The sequence below is a fragment of the Paenibacillus sp. LC231 genome, assembly GCF_001860525.1.
Classification (GTDB): domain Bacteria; phylum Bacillota; class Bacilli; order Paenibacillales; family Paenibacillaceae; genus Paenibacillus_AQ.
In genome coordinates this window covers 265,547-289,431 of record NZ_JFOM01000049.1, presented here as the reverse complement: position 1 = coordinate 289,431, position 23,885 = coordinate 265,547, and the positions used below count along the sequence as shown (strand labels likewise).

Sequence of the window (23,885 nt, the reverse complement as noted above, 5' to 3'; positions counted from 1 at the left end):
CTATGTATTCATCCCCTCGATGAGCTGTGTGATCAGCTCGTGTTTTGGCACAAAAATGCCATATTTTTGACCCAAACGGACAATGCTTCCGTTAATCCAGGCAACTTCCGTCGTTCTGCCTTCCGCTACATCCTTAAGCATGGAAGACGTGTTACCTGAAGTTGATTTGCAGACGGATAGGATCCATTCCCAAAGCCCGCTTCCATAAGAAATTCCAGCCGCTTCATATACGGCGATCCCTTCATTATATAACTGCTTCATAAGCCTGACTCGTTCTGGGGAAGTTAACAGCTCTCCATTAGGAATCCGCCACAATGCTGTCAAAGGATTAATGACCGCGTTTATCAGCAGTTTACGATAAATCATCTCATCCATTTCATTCGACAAAAAAGCTTCAAATCCTGCTCTATTCAGCTGTTTAACAAGCTTATTTTCATGATCTTCCTGAGAGAAAGCCTCTATTGGGCTCCCGGCAGGTTTCATTTTGCCGATTGTCGTCGTTCCGTGACCGGCGTGCAAAACGGAGACGCTGCTTGTACGCTTGGCCCCTTCCGTCGTAATGGCAGCGTAGAGCGTCCACATCGGCAGCAGGCCCTGAAGCCGCTCCAAATGGCCTGTACCGTTCTGAAAACATAGGAGTCTGCGGTGATCTTGCCCAAATAGAGCCAGCATCTCCGTTGCCATCTCTTCGATCCCTTGCTGCTTGAGCATGAGGAAAAGATAATCCGCATCGGCCCCGCCACCCGACTCGGCAAAGGATGACCATGAGCTGACCGAGAAAGCATGGGCGTCAACGACCTGCTGCCGGCCCGGCTCCTCGATGGTTATGCCGGAAGCCCGAAGCTTGTCCGCCTGCTCCTCGCTTCGGCACCATAGCGTGACACGGCAGCCTGAATCCGCAAGTTTTCCCGCATATAACAGCCCCAATGAGCCGGCTCCGATAATATGGATATTCATGATAATCCCCCATTATTGTAATCAACCACAAAGTACTAGTCCTAGTATATATCAGAATAATCTCCTATACGCACAAATAACCCGCCAAGCGCATGAAATGCACTAATGCGGGTTACGGCTGGAGCAAGATAATCTTTACCTATTCAATTCGTTCCAGGTTACCGTTTGCGTCCATTTTAAAGCGTGTCTTAAGTTCCTCGTCTTCTTCATTTAAGAAAGCAAGTCTGCGTGCCCGATCCATAATCTGAATCAGTGCCTTATAATCGTCATTGACTACATGATAGTCCGTTTTCACTTCGCTGACTTCCTTCAATAACCTTTGATTCTCACTGCGGAGTCTTGAAAGCTCTTCCTCTTTTTCACGCAAGTTCTTCTCAAGCAATTTATACTGACGTGAACTTTCCTGAAGCCCGCCCTTCCACTGACGAAGGAAACGGATAACGGCATCGATGGACAGTGTTTCTTCGCTTGCACCATCATTCTTATAGACATCGTGCTCCAGTTCCGGAGCAGCCAAACCGGCAACCTGCGGTCCGCTTACCGAAGGCTGTTTTTTATAATAACTTCTCTTTTGACGCTGAGATTTCGCCAAGCTGATAGCATCCTCATATTTCTTGCGAACGCAGCTGTTCCAACGAAATCCACAAGCCGCCGATGTCCGGCCGATTCTTTCTCCCACTTCCTCAAAGGCAGCCAATTGGGTGCTGCCCTCACGAATATGACGAAGGGTCACCTCCGCCAATATTAGGTCGTCCTCTGCACTCCATGCATCCTGTCTCACTGCTGACATACCATAAAACCCTCCTAACGACATCCTAAAATAACCGTCTTCAATACCGTAAATCGGCTGCTGAATAGGGTATAAAAACTGCTTAATTCATTTCTATGCCTCTCATAGAGTTCATAGAATCTATTTGATACTAAAATGTATTTCCATTTTGATTACAGATCATACTCTTACGAAGGCAAAAGGGAAGATTCGTCTAAATTATTCACGAATTCATTGTCCTGCTTCTGGTTAATAATAAAAAATAAAGGGTTTTCTTGAGTTAGGCGTTTACACGTTTTTCCCATAACGCTATAATGTTCATAGTAGCATTATGTGCGTACATACGAGAGGAGGATATAATCGTGGCACGGATGTTTCGAGTCCTTGGCTTTTTCACCCTGACTATCGGGTTGATGGCCTTTGCCGGAGATCATATTGAAATGGCACTGCTTTTCTTCCTGCAGACTGCATTTTTCGTGATCCTGGGATATTTGAAATTCACGGAGAGAACCTATATTCTTCTCTTCTGGGCTTATATGATCGTGACCTTCACAGGCTTTAGCTATTGGACGGTCTTCATTATGGGCAAACCACTCTAATAGGTAAAACCATGCAAGCGATGTTTGTGATCCGCCGGCGCTCAACCTGGACAAACTGGGGCACGCAGGTGGATTTTCCTTGCAATTAGAGAATGAGAGTACTTAAAAGAGCGATCAGGTGCTTTAGCTGCCGGATCGCTTTTTTAATGCCCAAAGGTTGATATTTGAGTCGTATACGTCATATATTGGTTAAAATGAAGGGACAAACAGCGGTTGGATTCCTTTCGACTAACAACCATTCAAGGAGGACTCCCGTTTGAATGTACGAATAAAACAACCTCTCCTCCCGGTCATGCTGTGTATAACCCTGTTGTTCTGCTTCATAGGGGCTCCCGCTTCCGTATTTTCCGAGCAGGATGCAAGCCCGGTTATGCCTGATTCGGAAGAGGCGCGCAAACTTCTGGAGGACAGCCTCTCCATTGTGGAGATCGATCATGAAATCGAACGGATAACCAAACGTATCGCCAAATTGCAGCAGTTCCAGAGCGAACTGCAAACTAAAATTCAGGAGATGGGCTTGCGAATCGAAGACCGGCGAGATCGGGCGGCTGCCGTCCTTCGGTCATATTACATGGGTGAGCGGGATAACTTATTCCTCATGCTGTTGTCTGCAAAAGACTTAGCCGGTTTTTTCCGGATCATGGACTATTACGATATGATTATTCAAAATGATCGGGATACACTTGCGGAATATAACCTTCAGTACCGCTCCCTTGCCTTCGCCCAGGCTGAAGCCGCACGCAATGCTTCTCAGCTCGTCGAAGTAAAGGACAGCCTTGTCAAGCAGCGTGAACGGGTGCTGGCGCTTGAACAGCAGGTTGAAGGAGCACTGACAGCCAGCGCCAATCCGGATGCCATGAAGAAATTGATTGAGGAGTTCACCCTTTATTGGGAGAACGTGGGCCTGTATGAGGTAAAGCGTCACTTCCAGGCTTTAGCCAGCGCCATGGAGAATTTGCCCCAATTTGTTCAGGGTAGCAAGAATATGTTGAAAACAAACGGCAAGGAGTACACCATCGACATCCATGAGAATGATCTCAATGCATTTTTAAGATCCGAAGATGAAATCTTTAACAGCTTTGCTTTCCATTTTGACGATGGAAAAGTAATAGCCTCGGGTGAGAGCGGAAATCTCTCGCTTCTGATTGAAGGAAAATACACCGTCATTAACGAACCGGAGAATGCCATCATGTTCCAAGTCGACAAACTTGTGTTCAATCGGCTGGAATTGCCTGACACCACGCGCAAAGCGCTGCAGGAAGAATTCGACATGAACTTTTATCCCAAGCAGCTGGTGTCTTTCTTAAAAGCAACGCAGGTATCCAGCCAAGATCAAAGATTAGTGGTCAAAATGGAGCTGGATTTATAGAAAAAGCTGCCCTTCGCTCTGAACTGCACCCCAATTGTTAGACACATCTAACAGTTGGAGGTGCAGTTCACTCGGGCAGCTTTTTCTTTTATGGTTGAGCAGGCGTGTACATTTTCATATATTCTTCGATCGTGATTTCGCCAAGCAGCAATCGATTCGCTGCTTCGCTATACGTTTGGAAACCTTCCGACTCTCCAAAATCCAAAGCAGCCGGCTCATTCCTGGAGAGGAGCACCTGGGCTGGAACGGCCGCCTTTTGCCAAATGCCCCGGTCACTTAGGTTCGTACCCGTGACATACAGCTCCGAAATAACGGGGAGCGTTCCCGCCGCTCCGCTCCATTCACGCTGCATCTCTTTGCCGGTCATATACGTAATCCATTTCATGGCAAGTGCCGATGATTCCGTGTGTGCGGCTACAGCAAAACTTCGGGTTCGGACAACCGGCGTATCCAGACGGGCCTCCCCCATTGCCAATGCATGCGACATTCCGTTGTCATCTTGATCTGATAAGCTCGAATACGGCTTAATGACCACGGCTGCTTCCGTCTTATCGTTGGTGGTCAACTCTACCTCTGCTTCCATGGCACCTTGCGCTGATTCTGCCCATCTTCCCTGATTGCGAATCAGCATATGAAGAACCTCTTGATCCGGCTTGGAGGGATCACCCTCGAGCAAATGAACCGCCGCACCGAACGCGTAAGGATCATTCGAATCAAATAAGAGGACAGGGCTTGCTTTATGCACCTCCGAATATTCCTGCCATGCCTGACGGCTCTGTGGCATTTTAAAAGGTTCGCCGTCCTTCCCCTTGGTCTGCCAGGTCATAATGTAGGGGTCTATATCAAACGGCATTCCCCATTGATACCCGTTCCACTGCAGCGGTGGCAGAAGGCCATTCAAGATGTCTTCGCCCGGCAGCGTGCCCTGAGAAGCATCAACAGGCAGTAGGCATCCACTCATTGCAAGCGCTTTAATATAGTGTGAATCCGTTAATACAATATCAGGTCCTTCACCAAGGGACATCTCGAGCAGAAACGACTCTTTGCTTGTTTCACTCGTTTCCAGGGGCAAGATTTCAACCTCAGCACCGGTCTCTTCCATAAAACGCTCATTAAGAGCTTTTAGTTGTCTCAGTTCATCCGGCTTTACCTGAACACCGACCTTGATCGGACCCAGATCGGTCTCCGGTACCTCCGGCCTTTGCTGCGGAGGATTAGGCTCATCCCCCGGGGGCTCCCGTCTAGTGTGATGAGTGAAGTCAAAGCTGGGAGATAAACTGGATAAAGACAACAGTAAAATGGCAAATAAGAACCAATATTTCTTCCGCTTCATATCCCATCTTCACTCCTTCAATAGTCGCATGCCCTTATTTTACCAAACTTCTAGTACTCTTGTCCTATCTTTTTTGTTAATTATCTAGTCCAGATTTTACTAGTTACGATGGGAAGGAAAAAAGACTGTCCTATGAATCTGGAACAGTCTTAAACCTACAAGTTATTTTAGAAATCATTTCTCGGGAAATATAAGGTTATAACAAGTCGGCAGCCAGCTGAGCCAGCTTGGAGCGTTCCCCTTTAGTCAGTGTAATATGCCCGCTCAGATTTTCTTGCTTGAATCGTTCAACCACATAGGTCAACCCATTACTCACAGCATCCAGGTACGGATGATCAATCTGCTCCGGATCTCCCATAAGGATCACCTTACTTCCTTCTCCCGCCCGGGAAACAATCGTTTTGACTTCATGACGGGATAAGTTTTGGGCTTCATCCACAATGATGAACTGGCCTGGTATCGAGCGGCCCCGGATATAAGTCAGTGCTTCCACCTGGATGCTGCCGAGCCCCATCAATATTTTATCGATATCGCCCGATTTCTTGGTGTCGAACAAATATTCCAGATTGTCATATATCGGCTGCATCCATGGTCTTAGTTTCTCTTCTTTTTCGCCAGGCAAATAACCGATATCCTTCCCCATCGGAACGACCGGACGCGCAATGAGCAGTTTTTTGTATTTATGCTCATCCTCCACCTTGGATAGGCCTGCTGCCAATGCCAACAAGGTTTTTCCCGTTCCGGCTTTCCCGGTAATGGTGACTAGCGGAATATCGTCGTTTAGAAGAAGCTCAATCGCCATTCGCTGTTGGGCGTTGCGGGCGCTGATGCCCCATACAGGTTCGTTGCTTAAATGGAGCGGCTCCAATCTGGTTGCATCCTCATTCACATGAAGGAGAGCTGACTTTCCAGTCCCCATCTCATCCTTCAGAATAACAAATTCATGCGGATAAAGCGGATAAGACAATTGAAGAGGTTTAATCGGCAAATAACGATAGCTGTAGAATTCATCGATCACCGAAGGATGTACCTTTAAGGTAGAGAATCCAGGATACAATTCACTTGGATCGGCTGTACGGTCCGATAAATAATCCTGGGTCGTGAGTCCGAGCACATCCGCTTTAATTCGAACAAGCACATCCTTGCTGACTAGAACGACGGGTCTTCCGTCCTCCTTTGGCTCCTCCTCCAATTTATAATTTAACGCGACAGCCAAAATTCGGTTGTCGTTGGATGCTTCGCTAAATAACTCCTGTACCTTGACGAAGCTGCGATGATTCAGCTCAACCTTCAACGTCCCGCCGTTCTCCAGAAGAACTCCGGCATGAAGATGACCTTGCTCTCTTAGCCCATCGAGCAATCGGGAGACCGTGCGGGCATTTCGGCCGATTTCATCTGCGTTTCGCTTCTTCGAATCAATCTCTTCAAGAACCACCGCAGGAATGATGACTTCATGCTCCTCGAATGCATAGATCGACTGAGGATCATGCAGCAATACGTTCGTATCCAGCACAAATATTTTTTTCATCTTATCCCTCCACTGCTTCTTCATCAGGTACACACATAAACCTTTCCGTCCGGGACATAATAAGCGTAGCGACTGGAGTAATTTAGCGAACTCTACTACGAAAGGACAGATCAATCCATGAGAGCTGCTCTATCCATCATGCTAGCGGTGTTGTTGCTCGCAGGCTGCGGGACCGCCAATAACAATGCATCACCCTCTCCTCGTAATCAAACCAATGGAACCACTGCTAACAATGTTCAGAATATGAATGAAAACAGAGGTTATACCACTAACAATGTAGACGGCTGGACTCCGGATACAAATACGGGACAGGTTGGCAACGCAAATGATAACAACGGACAAGTTGACGCTACAACCGCAAATCACTTAAAATCACTGGCAGAGAGTGTCCCCGGCGTTAAAAATGCAAACTGTGTTGTCATGGGAAATACGGCTGTTGTTGGACTTAATGTAGATGGAAATTTAGATCGGGCAGAAGTCGGAACCATTAAATACACAGTCGCGGAAGCCCTTCAATCCGATCCGGCAGGTGCCAATGCACTTGTTACGGCTGATTTAGACGTTACAAACCGGATTGCCGATCTTGGCCGGCATATTCAGGAGGGAAATCCGGTTTCAGGACTTGCCAGTGAACTCGCTGACATCGTAGGCCGCATCATTCCTCAGCTGCCTAAAGATGTAACACCTCGTGATCGTAATGCACAAGATAACGGTGCACAGACGGTAAATCCGAATAATCGGGGAAATGCACCAGCCAACCCGCACCGTAATAAATAGGCAAGAAGACAAATCCTGTCATAACCCGAGTTTGTCCGTCACCTGTCTCCAAATTTCATACAAAAAAGCCCAGTGAAGCTCACTGGGCTTTTTTTAAGGTCATAACAACGCCATTAGCGAGCATTTCTGCTTCGCCAGAGACGTCGTGACCCGTATCATATTCAGAGTTTTGTTGCCTGTTCGGTGTGGAATTGACACCCATGTCGAATGAACACGCCTGAGAAGACATGGAATCAGAAGGATGACATTTGAAAGGCTCCCATCCCCACATGGAATCTGCTACCACAAATCCATGGGCAGGGTAATCCGTCTGCCGAGTACAGATCAATGGGTGTGTCGTATGCATCATAAGGTAGGACATGCCTTCGGCCTCCTGTACAATGATCTCCATCTGATACATTGTATTATAGCATACAATAAAACTTGCCTTCAATTGTCACGGAGTTGTTGCAGAATCCGCTTCTGTCCCCTGCTCCCCGGCGGCGTTATGCTTGCCGGCAAGCTCGTCTTGCAGCGCTTGTCTGGCTGCATCCAGCTCGCTGCTGCTTATATACACATAAGGGCTCTTCCAATTGCCTGTAACCGGCATGAATTTCACATCATCTTTTCCGATATCATAATATGTCGCAATCAAATTCCGGATCTGCTCCTGCTCGAAATCGGTGGTCATGTTATCGCTGACCGCATCCAGAGCATTGCCCACCTTCGCAACGCCTCCGAGCGATTTCATCTTATCGAGCAGGGAATGCAATACTTCGCTTTGGCGGGCATTACGTTCAAAATCGCTTGACTCCTTCGTTCTCGGCGAACAGCTATTACTCGATTTACGGTAACGAACATAATCCAGCGCCTTCTTGCCATCCAGCTTCTGAGGACCCACAGTGAGGTTAATGTCGGTCCCGTCGGCAGTATCGCGGTAACACATATTGTATTGAACGTTAACATCCACTCCGCCGAAGGTGTCCACCACATCACGGAATCCCTGGAAATCGATAACCGTTACATAGTCGATATTAACGCCGAGATACTTGCTCATCATGACTTTCATTTCTTCTTCAGCCGGAATGCCGCTGCCCGGTTCCTTTTTCTCCGCAGCATTGTAAGCCGCTTTAAACCTTGGGTAATAAGCGTTCAGCTTCGTCGCTTTATATCCCTCGAGTTCAATGAGCGTATCCCGCGGCAGAGAAACCAGCGTCGACGTATTGGTTTCCGGATGCATGGTGGCGACCATGACCACATCCGTCAAGTAAGTCCCCGTTTCCGGGCGATGATCCGTTCCTAAGAGAAGCACCGTAATCGGTTTTTCTTTTGCGGATTGGCCTGGAGCTACAGGTTTGTCGATCCCGCTTTTTTCAATGATCTCATTGCCTTTGAAGAACAAGTAGCCGGCATAACCTGCTGCAGCCAGAACTGCAATTAACAAGACGATAAGAATGAGCTTAAAAAATGATTTCCATGCGCTTTTTTTCTTTTTTGGAACTGGCTGTTTCTTGCCCTTCCCCCCACTTTTGGCTCTCGGAGGGAGATTGGTATGAGTAGGATTCATATCATAACACCTGATTTCATTCAAATTAGATGAATGTCCGATAAACGCTTCAAATTTCGAAGCATTTACCGGACCATGGTTGACTTCTCTCTCTTATAAACGATGGGGATTGACAAAAAGTTGCCGTATTGTTGTTACCTGTGTTGCTAAATTTCTACAAAGCTTAAGACTTTGGTTCGGTCTGTGCCTTCTTCTTCTGACGATCTTCAACAAAATATCGAATACGCACCATCAGCATCAATGCCACTGCTACTAACAAGCACTGGATAATCGGCAGCTTATCAATCTGAAACACAAGCAGGATCGCCGAACCCAAGGCCATCAAGACATACAGGAGAATCTCCTTCAACAGAGGGAGCTTCTGCTTCACCCGGAATACCTTGTTGTAAACGTAGGTGATCAGCACAAAAATCACGATATAAGAGATGAGTGGGTGCGAGGCAAACCATTCTTGCATGATAGGTTCACTCCTTTTGGACAAGTAGATCTCTATCTATTATAGATTTGCTTGCGCCATTTTACGATGTTTTTCTGCACGTTCGCGCTCACTCTTGTTCAAAATCTTCTTGCGAAGACGAACGGACTTCGGCGTAATCTCGCAATACTCGTCGTCGTTCAAGTATTCAAGGGCTTGCTCCAGTGAGAAAATAACCGGTGTTTTCAATTTAACCGTATCGTCCTTCGTTGCCGAACGAACGTTGGTCAATTGCTTCTCTTTACAAATATTAACGACGATATCGTTATCGCGGGTATGCTCCCCGACGATCATACCTTCATAAATCTCAGTCCCCGGTTCCAGGAACAGGGTACCGCGATCTTCGACCGACATCATGCCATAGAACGTTGAAGATCCGTTCTCCGTGGAAACCAGCACGCCTTGGTGACGTCCACCCACTTGACCGCCGATAAGCGGACCGTAGCTGTCGAATGCGTGGTTCATAATGCCATAACCGCGTGTGAGGGTCAGGAAATGGGTACGGTAACCGATAAGTCCGCGAGCAGGAATCAAGAATTCCAGACGCACTTGGCCATTTCCGTTATTCACCATGTTCACCATTTCAGCCTTGCGCGTTCCAAGGCTTTCCATAACGGAACCCATGCTTTCTTCTGGTACATCGATCATCAAACGTTCGATCGGCTCCATTTTGACGCCATCAATTTCTCTAACGATAACTTCAGGCTTGGAAACTTGAAGCTCATAACCTTCACGGCGCATATTCTCAATCAAAATACTGAGGTGAAGCTCACCGCGTCCCGATACGATATAAGCATCAGGGCTGTCCGTCTCATCCACTCGCAAACTTACGTCCGTTTCCAGTTCTTTAAAGAGACGGTCACGCAGCTTACGGGATGTTACCCATTTGCCTTCGCGTCCGGCAAAAGGACTGTTGTTAACAAGGAACGTCATTTGCAGGGTTGGTTCATCAATTTTAAGGACAGGCAGTGCCTCCGGATGCTGTGGATCTGCAATGGTCTCTCCAATGTTGATGTCTTTGATCCCTGCAATCGCCACGATGTCGCCTGCGCCTGCTTCGGCAACCTCGATCCGCTTCAATCCCTGGAAGCCGAACAGCTTCTCGATACGAGCATTCTTGGTCGAGCCGTCACGAAGCATAACCGTAACCGGTTGGCCTTGCTTAATAACACCGCGGTTCACGCGTCCGACGGCGATACGTCCAAGATATTCATTGTAATCCATCAAGGTAACGAGGAACTGGAGAGGCTCGTCCACTTTCTCTGTAGGGGAAGGGATATGGTCAATAATGGTCTCGTAAAGGGCAAGCATGTTATCATCTTGCTTCTCGGGATCCATACTGGAAGTACCGTTTAAGGCAGATGCATATACAACGGGGAAGTCCAATTGGTCGTCATTCGCACCAAGCTCAATGAACAGATCCAGCACTTCATCGATCACTTCAGCTGGGCGGGCGGCCGGACGGTCAATCTTGTTCACAACGACGATTGGAGTCAAGTTATGTGCAAGAGCTTTACCTAACACAAACTTGGTCTGAGGCATACATCCTTCATAAGCGTCAACAACGAGCAGAACGCCGTCAACCATTTTCATAATACGCTCAACTTCACCACCGAAATCGGCGTGTCCAGGTGTATCCACGATGTTAATCAAGAAATCTTTATACGTAATAGCCGTATTCTTGGCTAGGATGGTAATTCCGCGTTCGCGCTCCAAATCATTGGAATCCATCGCGCGTTCCTGCAGCGTCTCATGCTCCCGGAAAATACCGGACTGCTGCAGCAGTTGGTCTACAAGTGTTGTTTTGCCATGGTCAACGTGAGCAATAATGGCAATGTTGCGAATCTGATCTCTTGATTGCATAAATATATCTCAAATCCCTTCTGTTCGAATGAGCCACAAAGAAAGCGCCGGACGACATGCCGACGCTTCAACATACATCCTATAATATAGGTAAACGAGCGGGAAAATCAAGTCTTTTCAGAAAACTTCCAGCAACTTTTACCTCTTACCAATTACCAGCCTCTGCTCCATTTATTATTGCGCCCGGAACGATTCCGCCCGAAGATCATCCAAACGCCCGCTGCAATCAGGATCAGGGCAATGATGTAGAACGCTCCAGTCTCAAGCCAGGTGAAGAAGAAAATCAAAACAGAAAGCACCGTCAGTCCAAGCGCAACCGGCAGCGCAGCGCCTGGTCGCGGGCTCTCGTACAGATAATATTCATACAAGCCGACAGCCACGCCGAGAATTAACACAGGCCATAATGAAGCCATCAGTCCCCATCCCCCAATAATACATATGAAGAACAGAAGGCCATATACCGTCAGAATACCGCCCGGAATCAGAACCGCGGCAGTGGCACGGCGACCAAAAAACATGATATGCAAAAAAATACCCGGCAGCAGCAGGACGAGCGGCCATAACGTTCTTCCCAAAAATCCAAATACACCAAGCTTGCCGAGCAAAATAACGACTCCAGCAACAACGATGAAAATACCCAGCGCCAAATCTTTTCTGGAGGACATTTGATCACCCTCTCTTCAATATATGTATCACCAAAAATAGCGGTTTCTAAAAGAAGCAGTTACGTTAATTTTAGCCCAAACCGACAAAAAAAACCATATCCCGAGCTTGTTCCACTTGAAATATCCTTTCCCCGTCCCATATACCTGTATGGACCCAACAAAAAATGGACGACTGCACGAGACAGTCATCCATTTTTCAAAACTTTCCTCTTATGCCGCCAAAGGGTTGTTAAAATAAACTCCCGTTACAAGGGCCGTCTCACCGTCTGTAATCCGCCAATGAGAACGACGGCACCTGCAATGACAATCGGCAGCAGATTGTGGGCATAAGGCATCCAGTAAGCCAGAAGCAGCCCTACGCGGGAATCCTGTATGAGCATTTCGCCTGCTGTAAAAGCTAGAATACCGGCACCTATGTAAAGCAGCACGGGAAACTTGTGAAGCAGGCTTGAGATCATCCCGCTTCCCCATACAACGATGGGAATGCTTAATAATATTCCGATGACAATCAAGGCGAGATCGCCTTTTGCCAGCCCCGCGATGGCCAAGACATTATCCAGGCTCATCACGAAATCGGCAATCAATATCGTATTGACTGCGGCCCATATCGTTGAAGCTTTGGCCAGGTTTGCATGGTCATGTTCCTTTTGCATCATGAGTTTGACTGCGATCCAGATCAACAGTAAGGCGCCGCCAGCCTGCAGGAATGGGATTTTCAGCAGCAAAACAGCCAAAAAAGTCAGAATACACCGTAAGAGAACAGCCCCAGCAGTCCCGATCCAGACCGCCCGTCTGCGGTGTATTTCGGGAAGGTCTTTGCTGGCCATCGCGATGACCAAGGCATTGTCGCCACTGAGTACAAGATTGATCATCAAGATCTGTCCCAACAAAAAAATCGTCTCCACCAGAACAACACCTCCACTTTACACATATGTGGCAATTGTCCAGGCTATGCTTGCACATCGGGAAAAATAGGCCTATAATAAATCCACTTTTGTTTAATGGTGGAACCGTATTCTAAGAGGAGTGACATTCATGGAAACCACAGCCGCTGAATTTTTTCTTGCATTAATCAACATTGTATTTTTGGATCTGATCTTGGCCGGGGACAATGCCATCGTGATCGGTCTTGCAGCACGCAATCTTCCGAAGGAAACCCAGAAAAAAGCAATTATCTACGGCACGGCCGGAGCTGTTATTCTTCGTATCATTGCCACCATCCTCGTGGTCTGGCTGCTTAACATCCCTTGGTTACTGCTTGTGGGAGGCGTACTCCTGATTGGCATTGCCTACAAGCTGATGACCGACGACAATAATGACCATGGCAATATCAAAGCCGGAAAAAGCCTTGGCGCTGCTATTCGTACGATCATTGTAGCGGATGCCGCTATGGGCCTGGACAATGTCATTGCCGTTGCCGGCGCAGCCAAACACAATATGATCCTTGTAACACTGGGCCTGCTCATCAGCGTACCTATCGTGGTATGGGGCAGCACGCTGTTTATCAAACTGATCAACCGTTTCCCATGGATTATCTATGTAGGTTCTGCGGTACTTGCGTACACGGCGTCCTCCATGATTACCGAAGAGAAGCATTTTATGGGATATTTCGAAGCGCACCAGATCATTAAATATCTCTTCATTGCTGCCATCATTGTCGGTGTGCTGACTGCAGGACATCTGAAAAAAAGATCTGCCGGACGCCGTCAGTCATCCAGCCAGTCATAATTAAAGGTCCATACGCATACAAAAAAACAACACCCCAAGGCTTTCTAAGAAGCTTTGGGGTGTTGTTTATGTTTGAAGCGGCGCACACTCGTACGGTTTACTCAACCCGTTGTTACCTTCGCCTGATACTCAATTAAAACCAGTCTTCGTTTACCACGGGCTCCGCATGCTTTTCTTCAAGCTCGCCGATGTTACTGTCCGGGGTAATAACCACCGTATCCGTACCTTCAATGGCTGCTTGGATCCGTGCAGGCAGCTCGGGAATGGAAGCCTCCACCTTCTCGATGATCTTCAAATTCGGATTGGTGGTGGGCGATTTAGGCACAAACAACGTACAGCAATCCTCATACGGCAATATCGATGTCTCGAATGTACCAATGTCCATTGCGATATTGATGATATCGTTCTTATCCATCATAACGAGCGGTCGCAGCAGCGGCAGCTCGGTGGCTCTGCCGATCACATTCATGCTAGGCAGCGTCTGACTGGCAACTTGTCCGAGACTGTCACCCGTCACGATCGCCAATGCCCCTTCCCGCTCAGCAAGCGAGGAAGCAATCCGCAGCATCGCTCTGCGCATAAACGTAATGATCAGATTATCCTGCCCGATGCCGACAAATGAAGTCTGAACATCGGTGAACGGAACGAGGTGCAGCTTGATTTTCCCGGTGTAGCCCGATAACAGCCTTGTTAACTCCATTACCTTTTCCTTCGCAAGTTGGCTGGTGTAGGGAAAACTGTAGAAGTGTACGCACTCAATTTCAAGTCCTCTGCGCATGGCTGACCAGCCCGCTACAGGACTGTCGATTCCCCCCGAGAGAAGCAGCATGGCCTTCCCATTCGTACCAATCGGATATCCGCCGGCACCGGGAATCACTTCATAATACAGATACGTCTCGTTCTCCCGAATTTCCACACGAAGCTCCATATCGGGCTGCTTTACCTTTACTTTAAGCTGTGGATAGGTTCGCAGCAAGGGCGATCCGACTAAATGATTCATCTCTTGCGAGGAATGAGGGAATTGTTTCCACACCCTTCTCGCATTGACTTTGAAGGTCGACGGGTCAGCCAGTTCCTTCTGTCCCACAAAATCAACCGCGGTTTCGATAATACGGTCTAGCTCGGAAGGACATACACGAACTGGACTGATGGATACAAGGCCAAATACTTTTTTAAGGACATGGATCAAGGCCTCGGGAGATTCTCCGTTAAGCTCGACGTACAAACGGCCGTATTCCTTAACGATTTTCGCTCCCGGAAACGGTTTGAGCACGCTTCGAATATGATTCAAGACCGATCTCTCGAATCGGTTGCGGTTTTTGCCTTTTAGAGTAAATTCGCCAAAGCGAAGCAGCAGTTTATCGTAAGTCATCTCCGGTTACCCTCTCTTTCTATAACGGGACGCAGGTTCCCGCAAACTTTTGCCAAGACTTCGACAAGCCGCGCTGCATCGCCGAGCTGATGCTCTTTGCCGAGACTGATACGAATTCCGGAGGAAGCAACGTCCATGTCCTTCCCCATCGCTAACAGGACCCGGCTGGGCTCGCTTAATTTAGAGGAGCAAGCGGATTTGGTCGAGACGAGCATGCCCATCTCTTCCAGAGCATGGACCATCACCTCCGGTTTTAGTCCCGGATACGAAAAATGAATGATATGAGGCGCATTTTGCTCGTTGCTGTTTAACACCAATCCCGGGATTTTGCGGATGCCCTGAACCAGAAGCTCCCTGATTTCCGTCATCCTTGCATAAAACTCGGGCTGGCGTTCTCTGGATAATCGCATGGCCTTCGACATCGCTACCGCTCCGGCAACATTCTCCGTTCCTGCCCGGTGTCCATTCTCCTGCGATCCTCCCGATACCAACGGGAACAATTGCACGCCTTGCTTAATATACAATACGCCCATTCCTCTCGGACCGTTGAATTTATGGGCAGACAGGCTGTATAAGTCGGCCTGCCACTGGGAAAGTGTCACCGGCAATTTGCCAAATCCCTGTACCCCATCGATATGCAGCAGCGTTCGTGAATTTCGCTCCTTAACGATACGCCCCACTTCAGTCAGCGGCTGGACGGCCCCGGTCTCATTATTTACATGCATGATGCTGACGAGTACGGTATCTTTGCGCACAGCTTCCGTCAAGGCAGCCAGATCCACCACGCCGGCGGCATCTACCGGCAGATAAGTCACTTCCCATCCAAGCGTTTCCAGCTGCTTGCAGCTTTCATATACGGAAGGATGCTCTGTTCCCGTCGTGATGATATGCCGGCCACGGCTGCTGTACTGCATCGCAGCCCCTTTAATCGCCATGTTATTGCCTTCGGTTGCCCCGGAAGTGAATACGATCTCCGTCGGCTGAACGTCCAGCGCGGCTGCACATACCTCTCTTGCCTTTTTCAACAGTTTAGCGGCAGCCTCGCCTGAACGATGAAGTGCTGACGGATTCGCATAATGCATTTTCATGACTTCTGCCAACGTGTCCACTACTTCATCATAGGGAGGGGTCGTAGCAGCGTGATCCCAATATATCAAGGTAATTTCCCCTTTCCATCATACGCATCGTACGCTGTAAAACGTATATTCCAGACCTTTATATTTACACAAAAAGACCAAACGGTAAAGCCGCACTCCATCTTTAGATCGGAAAGCGGCGTGTATCGTTTGATCTTCTATCATCTTCCTATTTAACCCTATGCGGGTTTATAACGTGTATTTTGATCGTGCGTTCATGACTTTACCGATGTATGCTTGGGTTTCCTGGGGTAATTCATGAGCAACGGACATCAGCTCTTCATCACTGGATACTCCCAAATTCGCGATACGGGTTGGACCTGCATTATACGCTGCAAGCACCATAGCCATTTCTCCGCCAAACCGCTGAATCAGATTGGACAGGTATTTAGTACCGCCTTCGATATTCTGAGCCGGATCAAAAGGGTTGCTTACCCCAAGTCCCCTTGCTGTGCCATCCATCAGCTGCATCAGTCCCTTGGCGCCTGCAGAGGACACCGCGTTCGGATTAAAGGAAGATTCCGCATCGATGACCGCTTTGATCAGCGATACCGGCACGCCATAGCGTTCCCCGGCTGCCGTTATTAAATCCTCAAAGGTCGTTGGCTTTGTTGCTCCTTTGTCATGCACGACCCCCTCCATTGGGAAAGACGAAGCAGATTCATCTACAGCTCCTAGCTGCTGCCATAACAGCCCATCCTTAAAGGTTACGCCAGGCGCAAGCTGTGTAATCGAACGTTCAACCGGCTTGGAGGTGGAATCTTCGGTAAGCAGGCTGCTTAGCACATTGACAAATCCGGTTGCCGACTCGGTGGAATTCGTATTCATCTGTGGTATATCCGCCATTTGCTTCCATGATATCGGATCTATTTGCATCGTTTAACTCACTTTCTGCAGCGAAATTTCAAACTTGTCCTTTATTTTATCATGGAACTGGAACAATCTGCTATACCTATTCGGCAAAAAATAAGCGAATCAACCGTTCTGGTTGACCCGCCCTGTGTTCACCATCATAAAATGAATTATCTACTGAAAGGAATCAAGATAAAATAACTGAGTGTTGCCAATATGCCGAGTCCGATCGACCAGGCGCCTGTCGTTTTGCTGCCTTTGCTGTAGGCGTAATATCCAACAACCGCCGCGATGGGTCCCAGGATTACCGACCACATGAACAAGGAGGCGATGCCTAATACCAAGCCCACATATCCGACGGTACGACCGGTAGAGACGTCTGCCTTATCCTCGTCTACTCTTCGTGCCGAAACATCCACAGGGGGAGCCACCTCGGCCGCATATTCTTCACGGTGATCCTTGCGCGGGAAGTCTACCCTGTTTCGCTTGCCTTCAACAACCTTCATTTTATGCTTGCGATGTTTTTTATCCATAAACTAGCTTCCTCCATTTCCATCATCCTAAAGTGCCCAGCACCCGGACTTTATCCGGCTTATTTCCCGTCAGCCCTTCGGCTTGAAGGTTAAACAGCAGGTCTCCGAAGACTTGTCAGCAACATCCTGATGGTCGTCTACATAAGGCTCTGCTCCATACTCTTCATTGAGTTTTACATTCGCATGACGGTCAATTTCAATCATGATCATCTCGGCATGACATAGGTTTTGTTCTCCCCAGTAATGGCAATTGCTGACACTGCACTTTACTAATGGTTTGGCTTCGTTGGCCATTTTAGCATCACCTCGTCAACATTTTTTCCTTAGTTTACTGCCGGTATGCACAAGAACGATTGTCAGTTGGTGCCTCAGGCCCGAAACGCAAAAAGAGATGCCAATGGTTGGCATCTCTTGAATGTTCCTTATTATGGCTATGCGTGTCTTTTCTCTGATTGCATACGGCGTTCCGTCAAATAGTCGCTTTCGTAGTAAGCAAGATCATCGCGGAGCTCTTCATAAATCTTGGTAATGTTCATAATGACATCACGGGCAGGACGTACCGGCTTCTTCCGGAAACGAATCGCATCCTGTCCGGTGTAGGCGTAACGACCATCTTCGGAATAACTTTCATTTTTGGGATAGAAGAAGCTGTTGACACATCGGTGATACAAATTATACAAAGCCTTCTCGGCAAAATCGATATCAAAATTAGGGCGACGCTGTACAACACCCAGCTTCTCATAGGAAACTTCAGAAAACACAAGCAAATGGCGAACATCCGACAGAAATCCTTTGTAAAAATGAACGGTTTCCTCGTCCTGTTCCGTTACCAATTGAGATAAAGCATGTTCATTCAAAAACGTTTCCATAATCGAAATAGCAGATTTCAACTTTTCTCTGGACTCCGAGCATAAATTCTGAAGATTGTCTGCTGGCATTACGATAGATCCCCCTTAAATGGTCGTGACCCTACAGGTCATATAGCCTGGCGGTCGTTATAATATGTACTATCCTAACACAAATTTTGGGATAACGAAATCCCTTTCATGAATACACTTACAAGGTTATTTTTAGTACATTTCATTTTGCGCGTTCCCATCTGTTTTACTCATGATATGGAACGCATAAAAAGGATTCACTCTCCCCACGCTAAGACTACTTCAATCATGATTGCGGCGAGGAGGAAAACTTGTGAAATCCCGTACCCTGTGGAGCATCCTAGGTGCAGCGTCAGTTATTGGCGCGCTTCTGATCTTACTGTTCATCCCCGGTTCGAAACAGCCGGCTCCCACGGCTGAACCAACACAGCCTTTAAGGCCCCAGCAGGAGAACAAGGCTAAGCACTTTACGATGCTAAGCGATATCCATGCGACGGATCAACTCAACCGTCTTGATGCAAAAGGCCACCTGCGCAAAATGCTGAACAATAACGCTTTGCGCAGTCCGGGTCAAATAAAAGCCTATACGCAAAAAGAACAAAAGCTGCACAAGCATTTTCAGCAAGTACGGTGGTATAACCTTAAGCAAAACAAAATGACGGATGTTCAGGGTCTGCTTCCCAAACTGAACAAAAAAGATAAAAATCTGATCACTCATCATTTCCAAATGGCACAGCAAAAGCTGAAACGGGGAGAAACTTATGATTCACCCAAGTTCAATGTCGCGGGACAGCCTTATTTTGTTGTTGCGGAGCCGTCCAAGGATGGCAAGTATGGCGCCGCCGCTTTGGTTAATCAAGGCGTACTGCATGAAGTAAGCAATCACCAGAAGCGGAATCTTCGCTTAATTCCGTACCCGAAGGAAGGTAAATTCAAGGTCGAATCCATTCATGCGGATACCCTCTCCGATATTACCGTCAAAACGGGACATGATAATGAAAAGGCCAGTCACTTTTACGAAAATGAAATTGTGGTGTCCTTTCAAAATGAGCCGTCTAAGCAGCAGCTCCTGAACATCTCTAAGGAGATATCATGTGAAACTCCGAGGAAACTTGGTTATGCCTATGTTTTTCGTTCCAAGGATATGGACTACCATAAACTCCGCTCCTATTTCGAGCAGAAGTGGAAAACGAAGTATACCGAGCCTCACTACATCTATTTAACCAATGACCGACACCCTCAATCCAGAATAAACTCGGATTTCATGCCGGATGGAGCGAACGAGCAGGTCAATATCCCGAATGATCTGCTGTTTTCTCAATATCAGTGGAATCTGCCCGTCATTGAGACGAACCGGGGCTGGGATCTGTCCAAAGGCAGTGAAGATGTCATCATCGCCGTAATTGACACTGGTGTGGATCTTCAGCATTCCGATTTGGATGGACAGTTGGTGGAAGGATACAACATCGTCGAGAAGGACAAGCAGCCGCTGGATGATGTGGGACACGGGACGCATGTAGCCGGGATCATCGGTGCCCTGGTCAACAACGGTGAAGGTGTTGCCGGGGTAAGCTGGTACAACAAAATCATGCCGGTCAAAGCGCTTGACGGATCCGGCTCAGGCACAACCTATGCCGTCGCAGAAGGCATAATTTGGGCCACGGATCACGGAGCCAAGGTGATCAATATGAGTCTTGGCAACTATGCGGACTCCCAGTTCCTGCACGATGCCGTGAAATATGCTTATGATCGTGACGTTGTTCTTGTTGCTGCCTCAGGCAATGACAACACGGAGCGCCCTGGTTATCCTGCCGCCTATCCGGAAGTGCTGGCTGTCGCCGCAACGGATTCCAATCAGAAGCGGGCGGAATACTCCAACTACGGCGATTATATCGATGTGGCTGCTCCCGGGACCAATATTGCAAGCACGTTTCCTGGGAATCAATATGCGGCTTTATCCGGAACCTCCATGGCCAGCCCTCATGCAGCCGCCATGGCAGGTCTCATTCGATCCCTTAACCCTGACCTGACCAATCAGGAAGTCATGGACGTCATGATAAACCAAACGGTCGATCTTGGCGATAAAGGAAAAGATAAATATTACGGTCATGGTCAGATTGATATTTTCCAATCCTTGAAAGCGGTTGGCGCACCTGAAGTCCCTCTTCAAATGTGGCCGGGTCAAACGCTTCAGAATCTGGAGCAGGAGCTTCGTAAATTAAACGGCTCCAACGAATAAAATACACGAAATAAAGCAGCTAACGCGATCGAGGCGGAAGCTGCTTTATTTATTCATATCGGAGGCAAGGAGCACTTACATTTATTTCTTCCGGCGGGAACGGCTAGTACGTACTGCAGCTTTCTTCGAACGCTTACCGGAGACCGTAACTCCACCATAGCCTACATTGTCGCTCACAACTTCTTCTTCGCTGTACGTGTATATATGTTTTTCTACAGGTACGCAGTGAATCTTATCCACCACTTTAATCGGATGAATAACAGGTACGATTTGCGGTACATAGTGGTCTCTAACGACAACGATCGGCTCGCACACAATCGGTGACACAGGAGGACATGGATTTTCTTTATGACAAGACATGTTTTTGCATCTCCTTTCCGTTGATGATTATAGCTTATTATCCCGAGGGCTATTTGGTATGGACGATTATCCGTACAGGGCACATGATCTGCCAATATTTTCACGAGGCCATAAAAAAAACGTCTATCGACGTACTTTCTCAGCAGACAGACCGCGGTTAGAGGATGTTTTTCTTGCGATATCAGGAAGACCCATGCTTCGTAGTTTATTCTTTCTGATATCTAAAAGAAAAAACGCGCATTTCCTCAACACCCCTCAAGAGGAGTCCTAAGAAAATACGCGTTTGTACCATAGCGGTATTAGTAAAGCAATATGTTGTTCAGTTGGGAAAGCTTTCCGTAAGCCGGGTTCTGTGCTCTTCGTGGTCATAACGGGAACTACCCTGCCACCATGAGCGACAATCATCTATCTAGGCCGATCATTACTAATCGACTCAAGCGACCAACCCGGACGCGCCTCGGGCTAAGGCTGTCTCCTCGAAAGAGACTGCGTCCCATTAGGTCTTGCTCCAGGTGGGGTTTACCAGGAACGAAGTCACCAGCGTTCCTCGGGGTCTCTTACACCTCGGTTCCATCCTTGCCTGTGCCACCTTAAGGCGGCCATCGGCGGTCCATTTCTGTGGCACTATCCTTCAACTCGCGCTGACTGGACGTTATCCAGCACCCTGCCCTATGGAGCCCGGACTTTCCTCTCGCGGCTTTGACACCGCCAGCGATTGTCTGTCAAACTTTCCGGACAACATTCATATTATACAGTGATTTGAAGCGGTACACAACCCATTAAACATTAACAATAGCTGATTAATTTCCCAGCTTGGCCGAAGTACTCTATAGGCCAGGCGGTGTCAGAATGAGGCCTCTTTTCCTTGCCTTACATTTCTGTTCACTACACGAACTGGAATGGCTCTGTATTGATGCGGGAAGCAACAACTCGGGTTTCATACTTATGTTCCTGCAGTTTCTGTTCCATCCACTCGGCGACCTTGACCTTCATAATCTTCTCGGCATTATGACCCGGATCAATGATGGTAAGTCCTGCTGCGAGCGCATCCTGTGCCGTATGATAATCGACATCTCCCGTTACCAGCACATCCGCTCCACGGAACAGCGCCTTCATCATGTAGCGTCCTCCGGATCCCCCGATGACGGCCGCCTTGCGGATGGTGCGGTCGAGCTCTCCTACGACACGAACATGAGGGACCTCCAGCTTCTCTTTTACCACGTCTACCAGCTCAGCCAACGTCATAGGCTCTTTTAACTTGCCGACCCGGCCAAGACCAAGGGATCTCCCCTTAAGGTCCATGGCATACAGATCATAGGCAACCTCTTCATAAGGATGCGCCTTCAGCATCGCCTGGATCACTTTGTTGCGGATGGCATGAGGAACAATCGTCTCGATCCGAACCTCATTAGCACGTTCCATCTTGCCTTCCTGACCTAGAAATGGGTTGCTGCCTTCTCGCGGGACGTAGGTGCCGAAGCCCTCAATGTTGAAACTGCAGTGGCTGTAATTTCCGATCCAGCCTGCACCGGCGCCGAGCACGGCATCCAGCACCTCTTGATGATGACTCTTCGGCACAAATACCACCAGCTTGGATAACTGTTCATTATGCATGTCATGGATAGGCGACGTATTCTCGATTCCCAAGGCCTCCGCCATCCAATCGTTCATTCCGCCTTCGGTTACATCGAGATTGGTATGACTTATATATACCGCGATATCGTGTTTGATCAGCTTTTCATACACCTTGCCCATCGGTGTATCCGTCTGCAGCTGCTTCAGCGGACGGTAAATAATCGCATGATGCGCGATAATCAGATCAGCCCCAAGCTCAATGGCTTCATCCACCACATCATCATTGACATCCAGTGCAATCAGCACGGTGCGAATGTCCTTTTGCAATGTTCCAAGCTGGAGTCCGATCCGGTCATCGGGTTCGGCCACGTGCTTCGGGGCCAATTGCTCCATATATTGAATTACGGTTTGTCCTTTGGCAAGCATGCCAGCACCTCCTGAATAAACTCGATATCCGAACGAATCTCACTCGCCTTGTCGGCTGCCGTGGTGAGATCTGAACGCGAAAGCGATTGAAGAATATACTCCATCTTCTCTATCTCCGATTTCCATTTATCATAGAATACCGGATTCGGGGACTGCGTGAGCCAAGGTCCCATACGGAAAAGCCAATCCGTAGATAATCGGAGACCGCCCCCAATCGCCCTATCCTTGTAAACCTGCTCATTCGTCAGGTCTGTTGTATGCGAAGGCTCGGCGACCAGCACTTCGTAAATTTTGCCGTCTTCCTCCAGGATCCATTCCTCAATCAGCACCCAGCCATGGGAGTACAGCCATTTGCGCAAAATATCTTCTCCTACATTCGGCTGCAGGACCAGCCTGCGGACGCCTGTCAGCTTATCGATGCCCCGGTCCAAAATCGCTGCAATCAAGCTGCCTCCCATACCGGCAACCGTAATAACGTCGGCCTCACCGACTGAGAGTACGTTCAAACCGTCTCCTCTTCGCACGCTGATGACCTCAGTCATCCCTGATTCGATGACCTGCTTGACGGCAGCATCATAAGGGCCGGGATTGACTTCACCGGCGATTGCTTGAATGGCTGCTCCGCTTTCTACGGCAGCCACAGGCAGCAGTGCATGGTCGGATCCGATATCAGCAAGTCGGCTGCCGCGTGGAATCTTCTCCAGTATTTGCGTTAATCTTCTTGATAATTTCACGGTTGATACACCTTACCATTCCATATTTTCGTCCAAATCACGATCTATACCTTACCCTAACAGAGACGATACCAAACTGCAAACCGGTAAATCCGGTTGAAAAACGTCGTGCCTGTTCATTTGCAATGGGTCTGGAAAAGAGCTAAAATAAAGACCAATAAAACAAATGCA

The 23,885-nt window shown here is 48.1% G+C and carries 24 protein-coding genes and 1 other RNA gene; 5 read left to right on the top strand and 20 right to left on the bottom strand.

Annotated features, from left to right (window positions below):
- Both AK95_RS26825 and AK95_RS26820 read right to left on the bottom strand, forming a co-directional pair.
- A complete protein-coding gene (locus AK95_RS26825; protein ID WP_071222969.1) occupies positions 1-957 on the bottom strand; it encodes a ketopantoate reductase family protein in 957 nt (318 codons plus the stop codon).
- Between the two features lie 139 nt (positions 958-1,096).
- Positions 1,097-1,747 carry an RsfA family transcriptional regulator gene (locus AK95_RS26820; protein ID WP_071222968.1) on the bottom strand — a complete coding sequence of 217 codons (651 nt, stop codon included), beginning with the start codon at positions 1,745-1,747 and terminating at the stop codon, positions 1,097-1,099.
- A gap of 341 nt (positions 1,748-2,088) precedes the next feature.
- On the opposite strand from AK95_RS26820, the gene AK95_RS26815 reads away from it, so the two are divergent.
- Positions 2,089-2,325, top strand: a complete 237-nt coding sequence (locus AK95_RS26815) for a DUF2626 domain-containing protein (RefSeq protein ID WP_006209059.1) — start codon at positions 2,089-2,091, stop codon at positions 2,323-2,325.
- Positions 2,326-2,581: 256 nt separating this feature from the next.
- Positions 2,582-3,694, top strand: coding sequence for a coiled-coil domain-containing protein (locus AK95_RS26810; protein WP_071222967.1), 1,113 nt, complete (start codon positions 2,582-2,584; stop codon positions 3,692-3,694).
- Positions 3,695-3,782: 88 nt separating this feature from the next.
- Here AK95_RS26810 and AK95_RS26805 read toward each other — a convergent pair whose 3' ends face one another.
- Both AK95_RS26805 and AK95_RS26800 read right to left on the bottom strand, forming a co-directional pair.
- On the bottom strand, positions 3,783-5,027 hold the full coding sequence (locus AK95_RS26805) for an extracellular solute-binding protein (protein WP_071222966.1): 1,245 nt from the start codon (positions 5,025-5,027) through the stop codon (positions 3,783-3,785).
- Between the two features lie 196 nt (positions 5,028-5,223).
- The gene (locus tag AK95_RS26800; protein WP_071222965.1) at positions 5,224-6,555 is read right to left on the bottom strand and encodes a PhoH family protein; all 1,332 of its coding nucleotides are present in this window, start codon (positions 6,553-6,555) and stop codon (positions 5,224-5,226) included.
- A 117-nt stretch (positions 6,556-6,672) separates the two neighbouring features.
- On the opposite strand from AK95_RS26800, the gene AK95_RS26795 reads away from it, so the two are divergent.
- Positions 6,673-7,332, top strand: coding sequence for a YhcN/YlaJ family sporulation lipoprotein (locus AK95_RS26795; RefSeq protein ID WP_071222964.1), 660 nt, complete (start codon positions 6,673-6,675; stop codon positions 7,330-7,332).
- A gap of 79 nt (positions 7,333-7,411) precedes the next feature.
- Here the strand turns inward: AK95_RS26795 and AK95_RS26790 are convergent, their stop codons facing one another.
- The 6 genes from AK95_RS26790 to AK95_RS26765 form a co-directional block, all read right to left on the bottom strand.
- Entirely contained in the window at positions 7,412-7,693 is a 282-nt protein-coding gene (locus tag AK95_RS26790) for a hypothetical protein (RefSeq protein ID WP_071222963.1), read from the bottom strand.
- A gap of 75 nt (positions 7,694-7,768) precedes the next feature.
- Positions 7,769-8,878, bottom strand: coding sequence for an LCP family protein (locus tag AK95_RS26785; protein ID WP_071222962.1), 1,110 nt, complete (start codon positions 8,876-8,878; stop codon positions 7,769-7,771).
- A 163-nt stretch (positions 8,879-9,041) separates the two neighbouring features.
- On the bottom strand, positions 9,042-9,335 hold the full coding sequence (locus AK95_RS26780; RefSeq protein WP_071222961.1) for a YlaH-like family protein: 294 nt from the start codon (positions 9,333-9,335) through the stop codon (positions 9,042-9,044).
- 39 nt (positions 9,336-9,374) lie between these two features.
- Entirely contained in the window at positions 9,375-11,216 is a 1,842-nt protein-coding gene (gene typA, locus AK95_RS26775) for a translational GTPase TypA (RefSeq protein ID WP_071222960.1), read from the bottom strand.
- 152 nt (positions 11,217-11,368) lie between these two features.
- Entirely contained in the window at positions 11,369-11,881 is a 513-nt protein-coding gene (locus AK95_RS26770; protein ID WP_071222959.1) for a hypothetical protein, read from the bottom strand.
- A 245-nt stretch (positions 11,882-12,126) separates the two neighbouring features.
- Entirely contained in the window at positions 12,127-12,786 is a 660-nt protein-coding gene (locus tag AK95_RS26765) for a TerC family protein (protein ID WP_071222958.1), read from the bottom strand.
- Positions 12,787-12,916: 130 nt separating this feature from the next.
- On the opposite strand from AK95_RS26765, the gene AK95_RS26760 reads away from it, so the two are divergent.
- Positions 12,917-13,609, top strand: a complete 693-nt coding sequence (locus tag AK95_RS26760; RefSeq protein ID WP_071222957.1) for a TerC family protein — start codon at positions 12,917-12,919, stop codon at positions 13,607-13,609.
- 133 nt (positions 13,610-13,742) lie between these two features.
- Here the strand turns inward: AK95_RS26760 and thiI are convergent, their stop codons facing one another.
- From thiI to AK95_RS26730, 6 genes are all read right to left on the bottom strand, one after another.
- Positions 13,743-14,981 carry a tRNA uracil 4-sulfurtransferase ThiI gene (gene thiI / locus AK95_RS26755; RefSeq protein WP_071222956.1) on the bottom strand — a complete coding sequence of 413 codons (1,239 nt, stop codon included), beginning with the start codon at positions 14,979-14,981 and terminating at the stop codon, positions 13,743-13,745.
- Positions 14,978-16,138 (bottom strand): cysteine desulfurase family protein, encoded by a 1,161-nt coding sequence (locus AK95_RS26750; protein WP_071222955.1) that lies wholly within the window; start codon positions 16,136-16,138, stop codon positions 14,978-14,980. The genes thiI and AK95_RS26750 overlap by 4 nt, the downstream gene beginning before the upstream one ends.
- Positions 16,139-16,306: 168 nt before the next feature.
- On the bottom strand, positions 16,307-16,993 hold the full coding sequence (locus AK95_RS26745; RefSeq protein ID WP_071222954.1) for a lytic transglycosylase domain-containing protein: 687 nt from the start codon (positions 16,991-16,993) through the stop codon (positions 16,307-16,309).
- 146 nt (positions 16,994-17,139) lie between these two features.
- Positions 17,140-17,502 carry a hypothetical protein gene (locus tag AK95_RS26740; protein ID WP_071222953.1) on the bottom strand — a complete coding sequence of 121 codons (363 nt, stop codon included), beginning with the start codon at positions 17,500-17,502 and terminating at the stop codon, positions 17,140-17,142.
- Positions 17,503-17,571: 69 nt separating this feature from the next.
- Positions 17,572-17,796 (bottom strand): DUF1540 domain-containing protein, encoded by a 225-nt coding sequence (locus AK95_RS26735; protein WP_006209042.1) that lies wholly within the window; start codon positions 17,794-17,796, stop codon positions 17,572-17,574.
- 137 nt (positions 17,797-17,933) lie between these two features.
- Positions 17,934-18,440 (bottom strand): YpuI family protein, encoded by a 507-nt coding sequence (locus AK95_RS26730; RefSeq protein ID WP_071222952.1) that lies wholly within the window; start codon positions 18,438-18,440, stop codon positions 17,934-17,936.
- A gap of 253 nt (positions 18,441-18,693) precedes the next feature.
- On the opposite strand from AK95_RS26730, the gene AK95_RS26725 reads away from it, so the two are divergent.
- Positions 18,694-20,619, top strand: a complete 1,926-nt coding sequence (locus AK95_RS26725) for a S8 family peptidase (RefSeq protein ID WP_071222951.1) — start codon at positions 18,694-18,696, stop codon at positions 20,617-20,619.
- A gap of 81 nt (positions 20,620-20,700) precedes the next feature.
- Here the strand turns inward: AK95_RS26725 and AK95_RS33680 are convergent, their stop codons facing one another.
- The 4 genes from AK95_RS33680 to AK95_RS26705 form a co-directional block, all read right to left on the bottom strand.
- A complete protein-coding gene (locus tag AK95_RS33680; RefSeq protein WP_074961960.1) occupies positions 20,701-20,979 on the bottom strand; it encodes a hypothetical protein in 279 nt (92 codons plus the stop codon).
- A 324-nt stretch (positions 20,980-21,303) separates the two neighbouring features.
- An RNA gene (gene rnpB, locus AK95_RS26715) (RNase P RNA component class A) lies at positions 21,304-21,710 on the bottom strand.
- Between the two features lie 154 nt (positions 21,711-21,864).
- Positions 21,865-22,980, bottom strand: coding sequence for a Nif3-like dinuclear metal center hexameric protein (locus AK95_RS26710; protein ID WP_071222949.1), 1,116 nt, complete (start codon positions 22,978-22,980; stop codon positions 21,865-21,867).
- On the bottom strand, positions 22,956-23,714 hold the full coding sequence (locus AK95_RS26705) for a tRNA (adenine(22)-N(1))-methyltransferase (protein ID WP_071222948.1): 759 nt from the start codon (positions 23,712-23,714) through the stop codon (positions 22,956-22,958). Before AK95_RS26705 ends, AK95_RS26710 begins: the two co-directional genes overlap by 25 nt.
- Positions 23,715-23,885: the final 171 nt, after the last annotated feature.

Excerpts from the sequence above, each read along its gene's own strand:
- AK95_RS26825 (WP_071222969.1), bottom strand. The coding sequence starts at position 957 with ATGAATATCCATATTATCGGAGCCGGCTCATTGGGGCTGTTATATGCG.
- AK95_RS26820 (WP_071222968.1), bottom strand. The coding sequence starts at position 1,747 with ATGTCAGCAGTGAGACAGGATGCATGGAGTGCAGAGGACGACCTAATA.
- AK95_RS26805 (WP_071222966.1), bottom strand. The coding sequence starts at position 5,027 with ATGAAGCGGAAGAAATATTGGTTCTTATTTGCCATTTTACTGTTGTCT.
- AK95_RS26800 (WP_071222965.1), bottom strand. The coding sequence starts at position 6,555 with ATGAAAAAAATATTTGTGCTGGATACGAACGTATTGCTGCATGATCCT.
- AK95_RS26795 (WP_071222964.1), top strand. The coding sequence starts at position 6,673 with ATGAGAGCTGCTCTATCCATCATGCTAGCGGTGTTGTTGCTCGCAGGC.
- AK95_RS26790 (WP_071222963.1), bottom strand. The coding sequence starts at position 7,693 with ATGTCCTACCTTATGATGCATACGACACACCCATTGATCTGTACTCGG.
- AK95_RS26785 (WP_071222962.1), bottom strand. The coding sequence starts at position 8,878 with ATGAATCCTACTCATACCAATCTCCCTCCGAGAGCCAAAAGTGGGGGG.
- AK95_RS26780 (WP_071222961.1), bottom strand. The coding sequence starts at position 9,335 with ATGCAAGAATGGTTTGCCTCGCACCCACTCATCTCTTATATCGTGATT.
- typA (WP_071222960.1), bottom strand. The coding sequence starts at position 11,216 with ATGCAATCAAGAGATCAGATTCGCAACATTGCCATTATTGCTCACGTT.
- AK95_RS26770 (WP_071222959.1), bottom strand. The coding sequence starts at position 11,881 with ATGTCCTCCAGAAAAGATTTGGCGCTGGGTATTTTCATCGTTGTTGCT.
- AK95_RS26760 (WP_071222957.1), top strand. The coding sequence starts at position 12,917 with ATGGAAACCACAGCCGCTGAATTTTTTCTTGCATTAATCAACATTGTA.
- thiI (WP_071222956.1), bottom strand. The coding sequence starts at position 14,981 with ATGACTTACGATAAACTGCTGCTTCGCTTTGGCGAATTTACTCTAAAA.
- AK95_RS26745 (WP_071222954.1), bottom strand. The coding sequence starts at position 16,993 with ATGCAAATAGATCCGATATCATGGAAGCAAATGGCGGATATACCACAG.
- AK95_RS26740 (WP_071222953.1), bottom strand. The coding sequence starts at position 17,502 with ATGGATAAAAAACATCGCAAGCATAAAATGAAGGTTGTTGAAGGCAAG.
- AK95_RS26735 (WP_006209042.1), bottom strand. The coding sequence starts at position 17,796 with ATGGCCAACGAAGCCAAACCATTAGTAAAGTGCAGTGTCAGCAATTGC.
- AK95_RS26730 (WP_071222952.1), bottom strand. The coding sequence starts at position 18,440 with ATGCCAGCAGACAATCTTCAGAATTTATGCTCGGAGTCCAGAGAAAAG.
- AK95_RS33680 (WP_074961960.1), bottom strand. The coding sequence starts at position 20,979 with ATGTCTTGTCATAAAGAAAATCCATGTCCTCCTGTGTCACCGATTGTG.
- AK95_RS26710 (WP_071222949.1), bottom strand. The coding sequence starts at position 22,980 with ATGCTTGCCAAAGGACAAACCGTAATTCAATATATGGAGCAATTGGCC.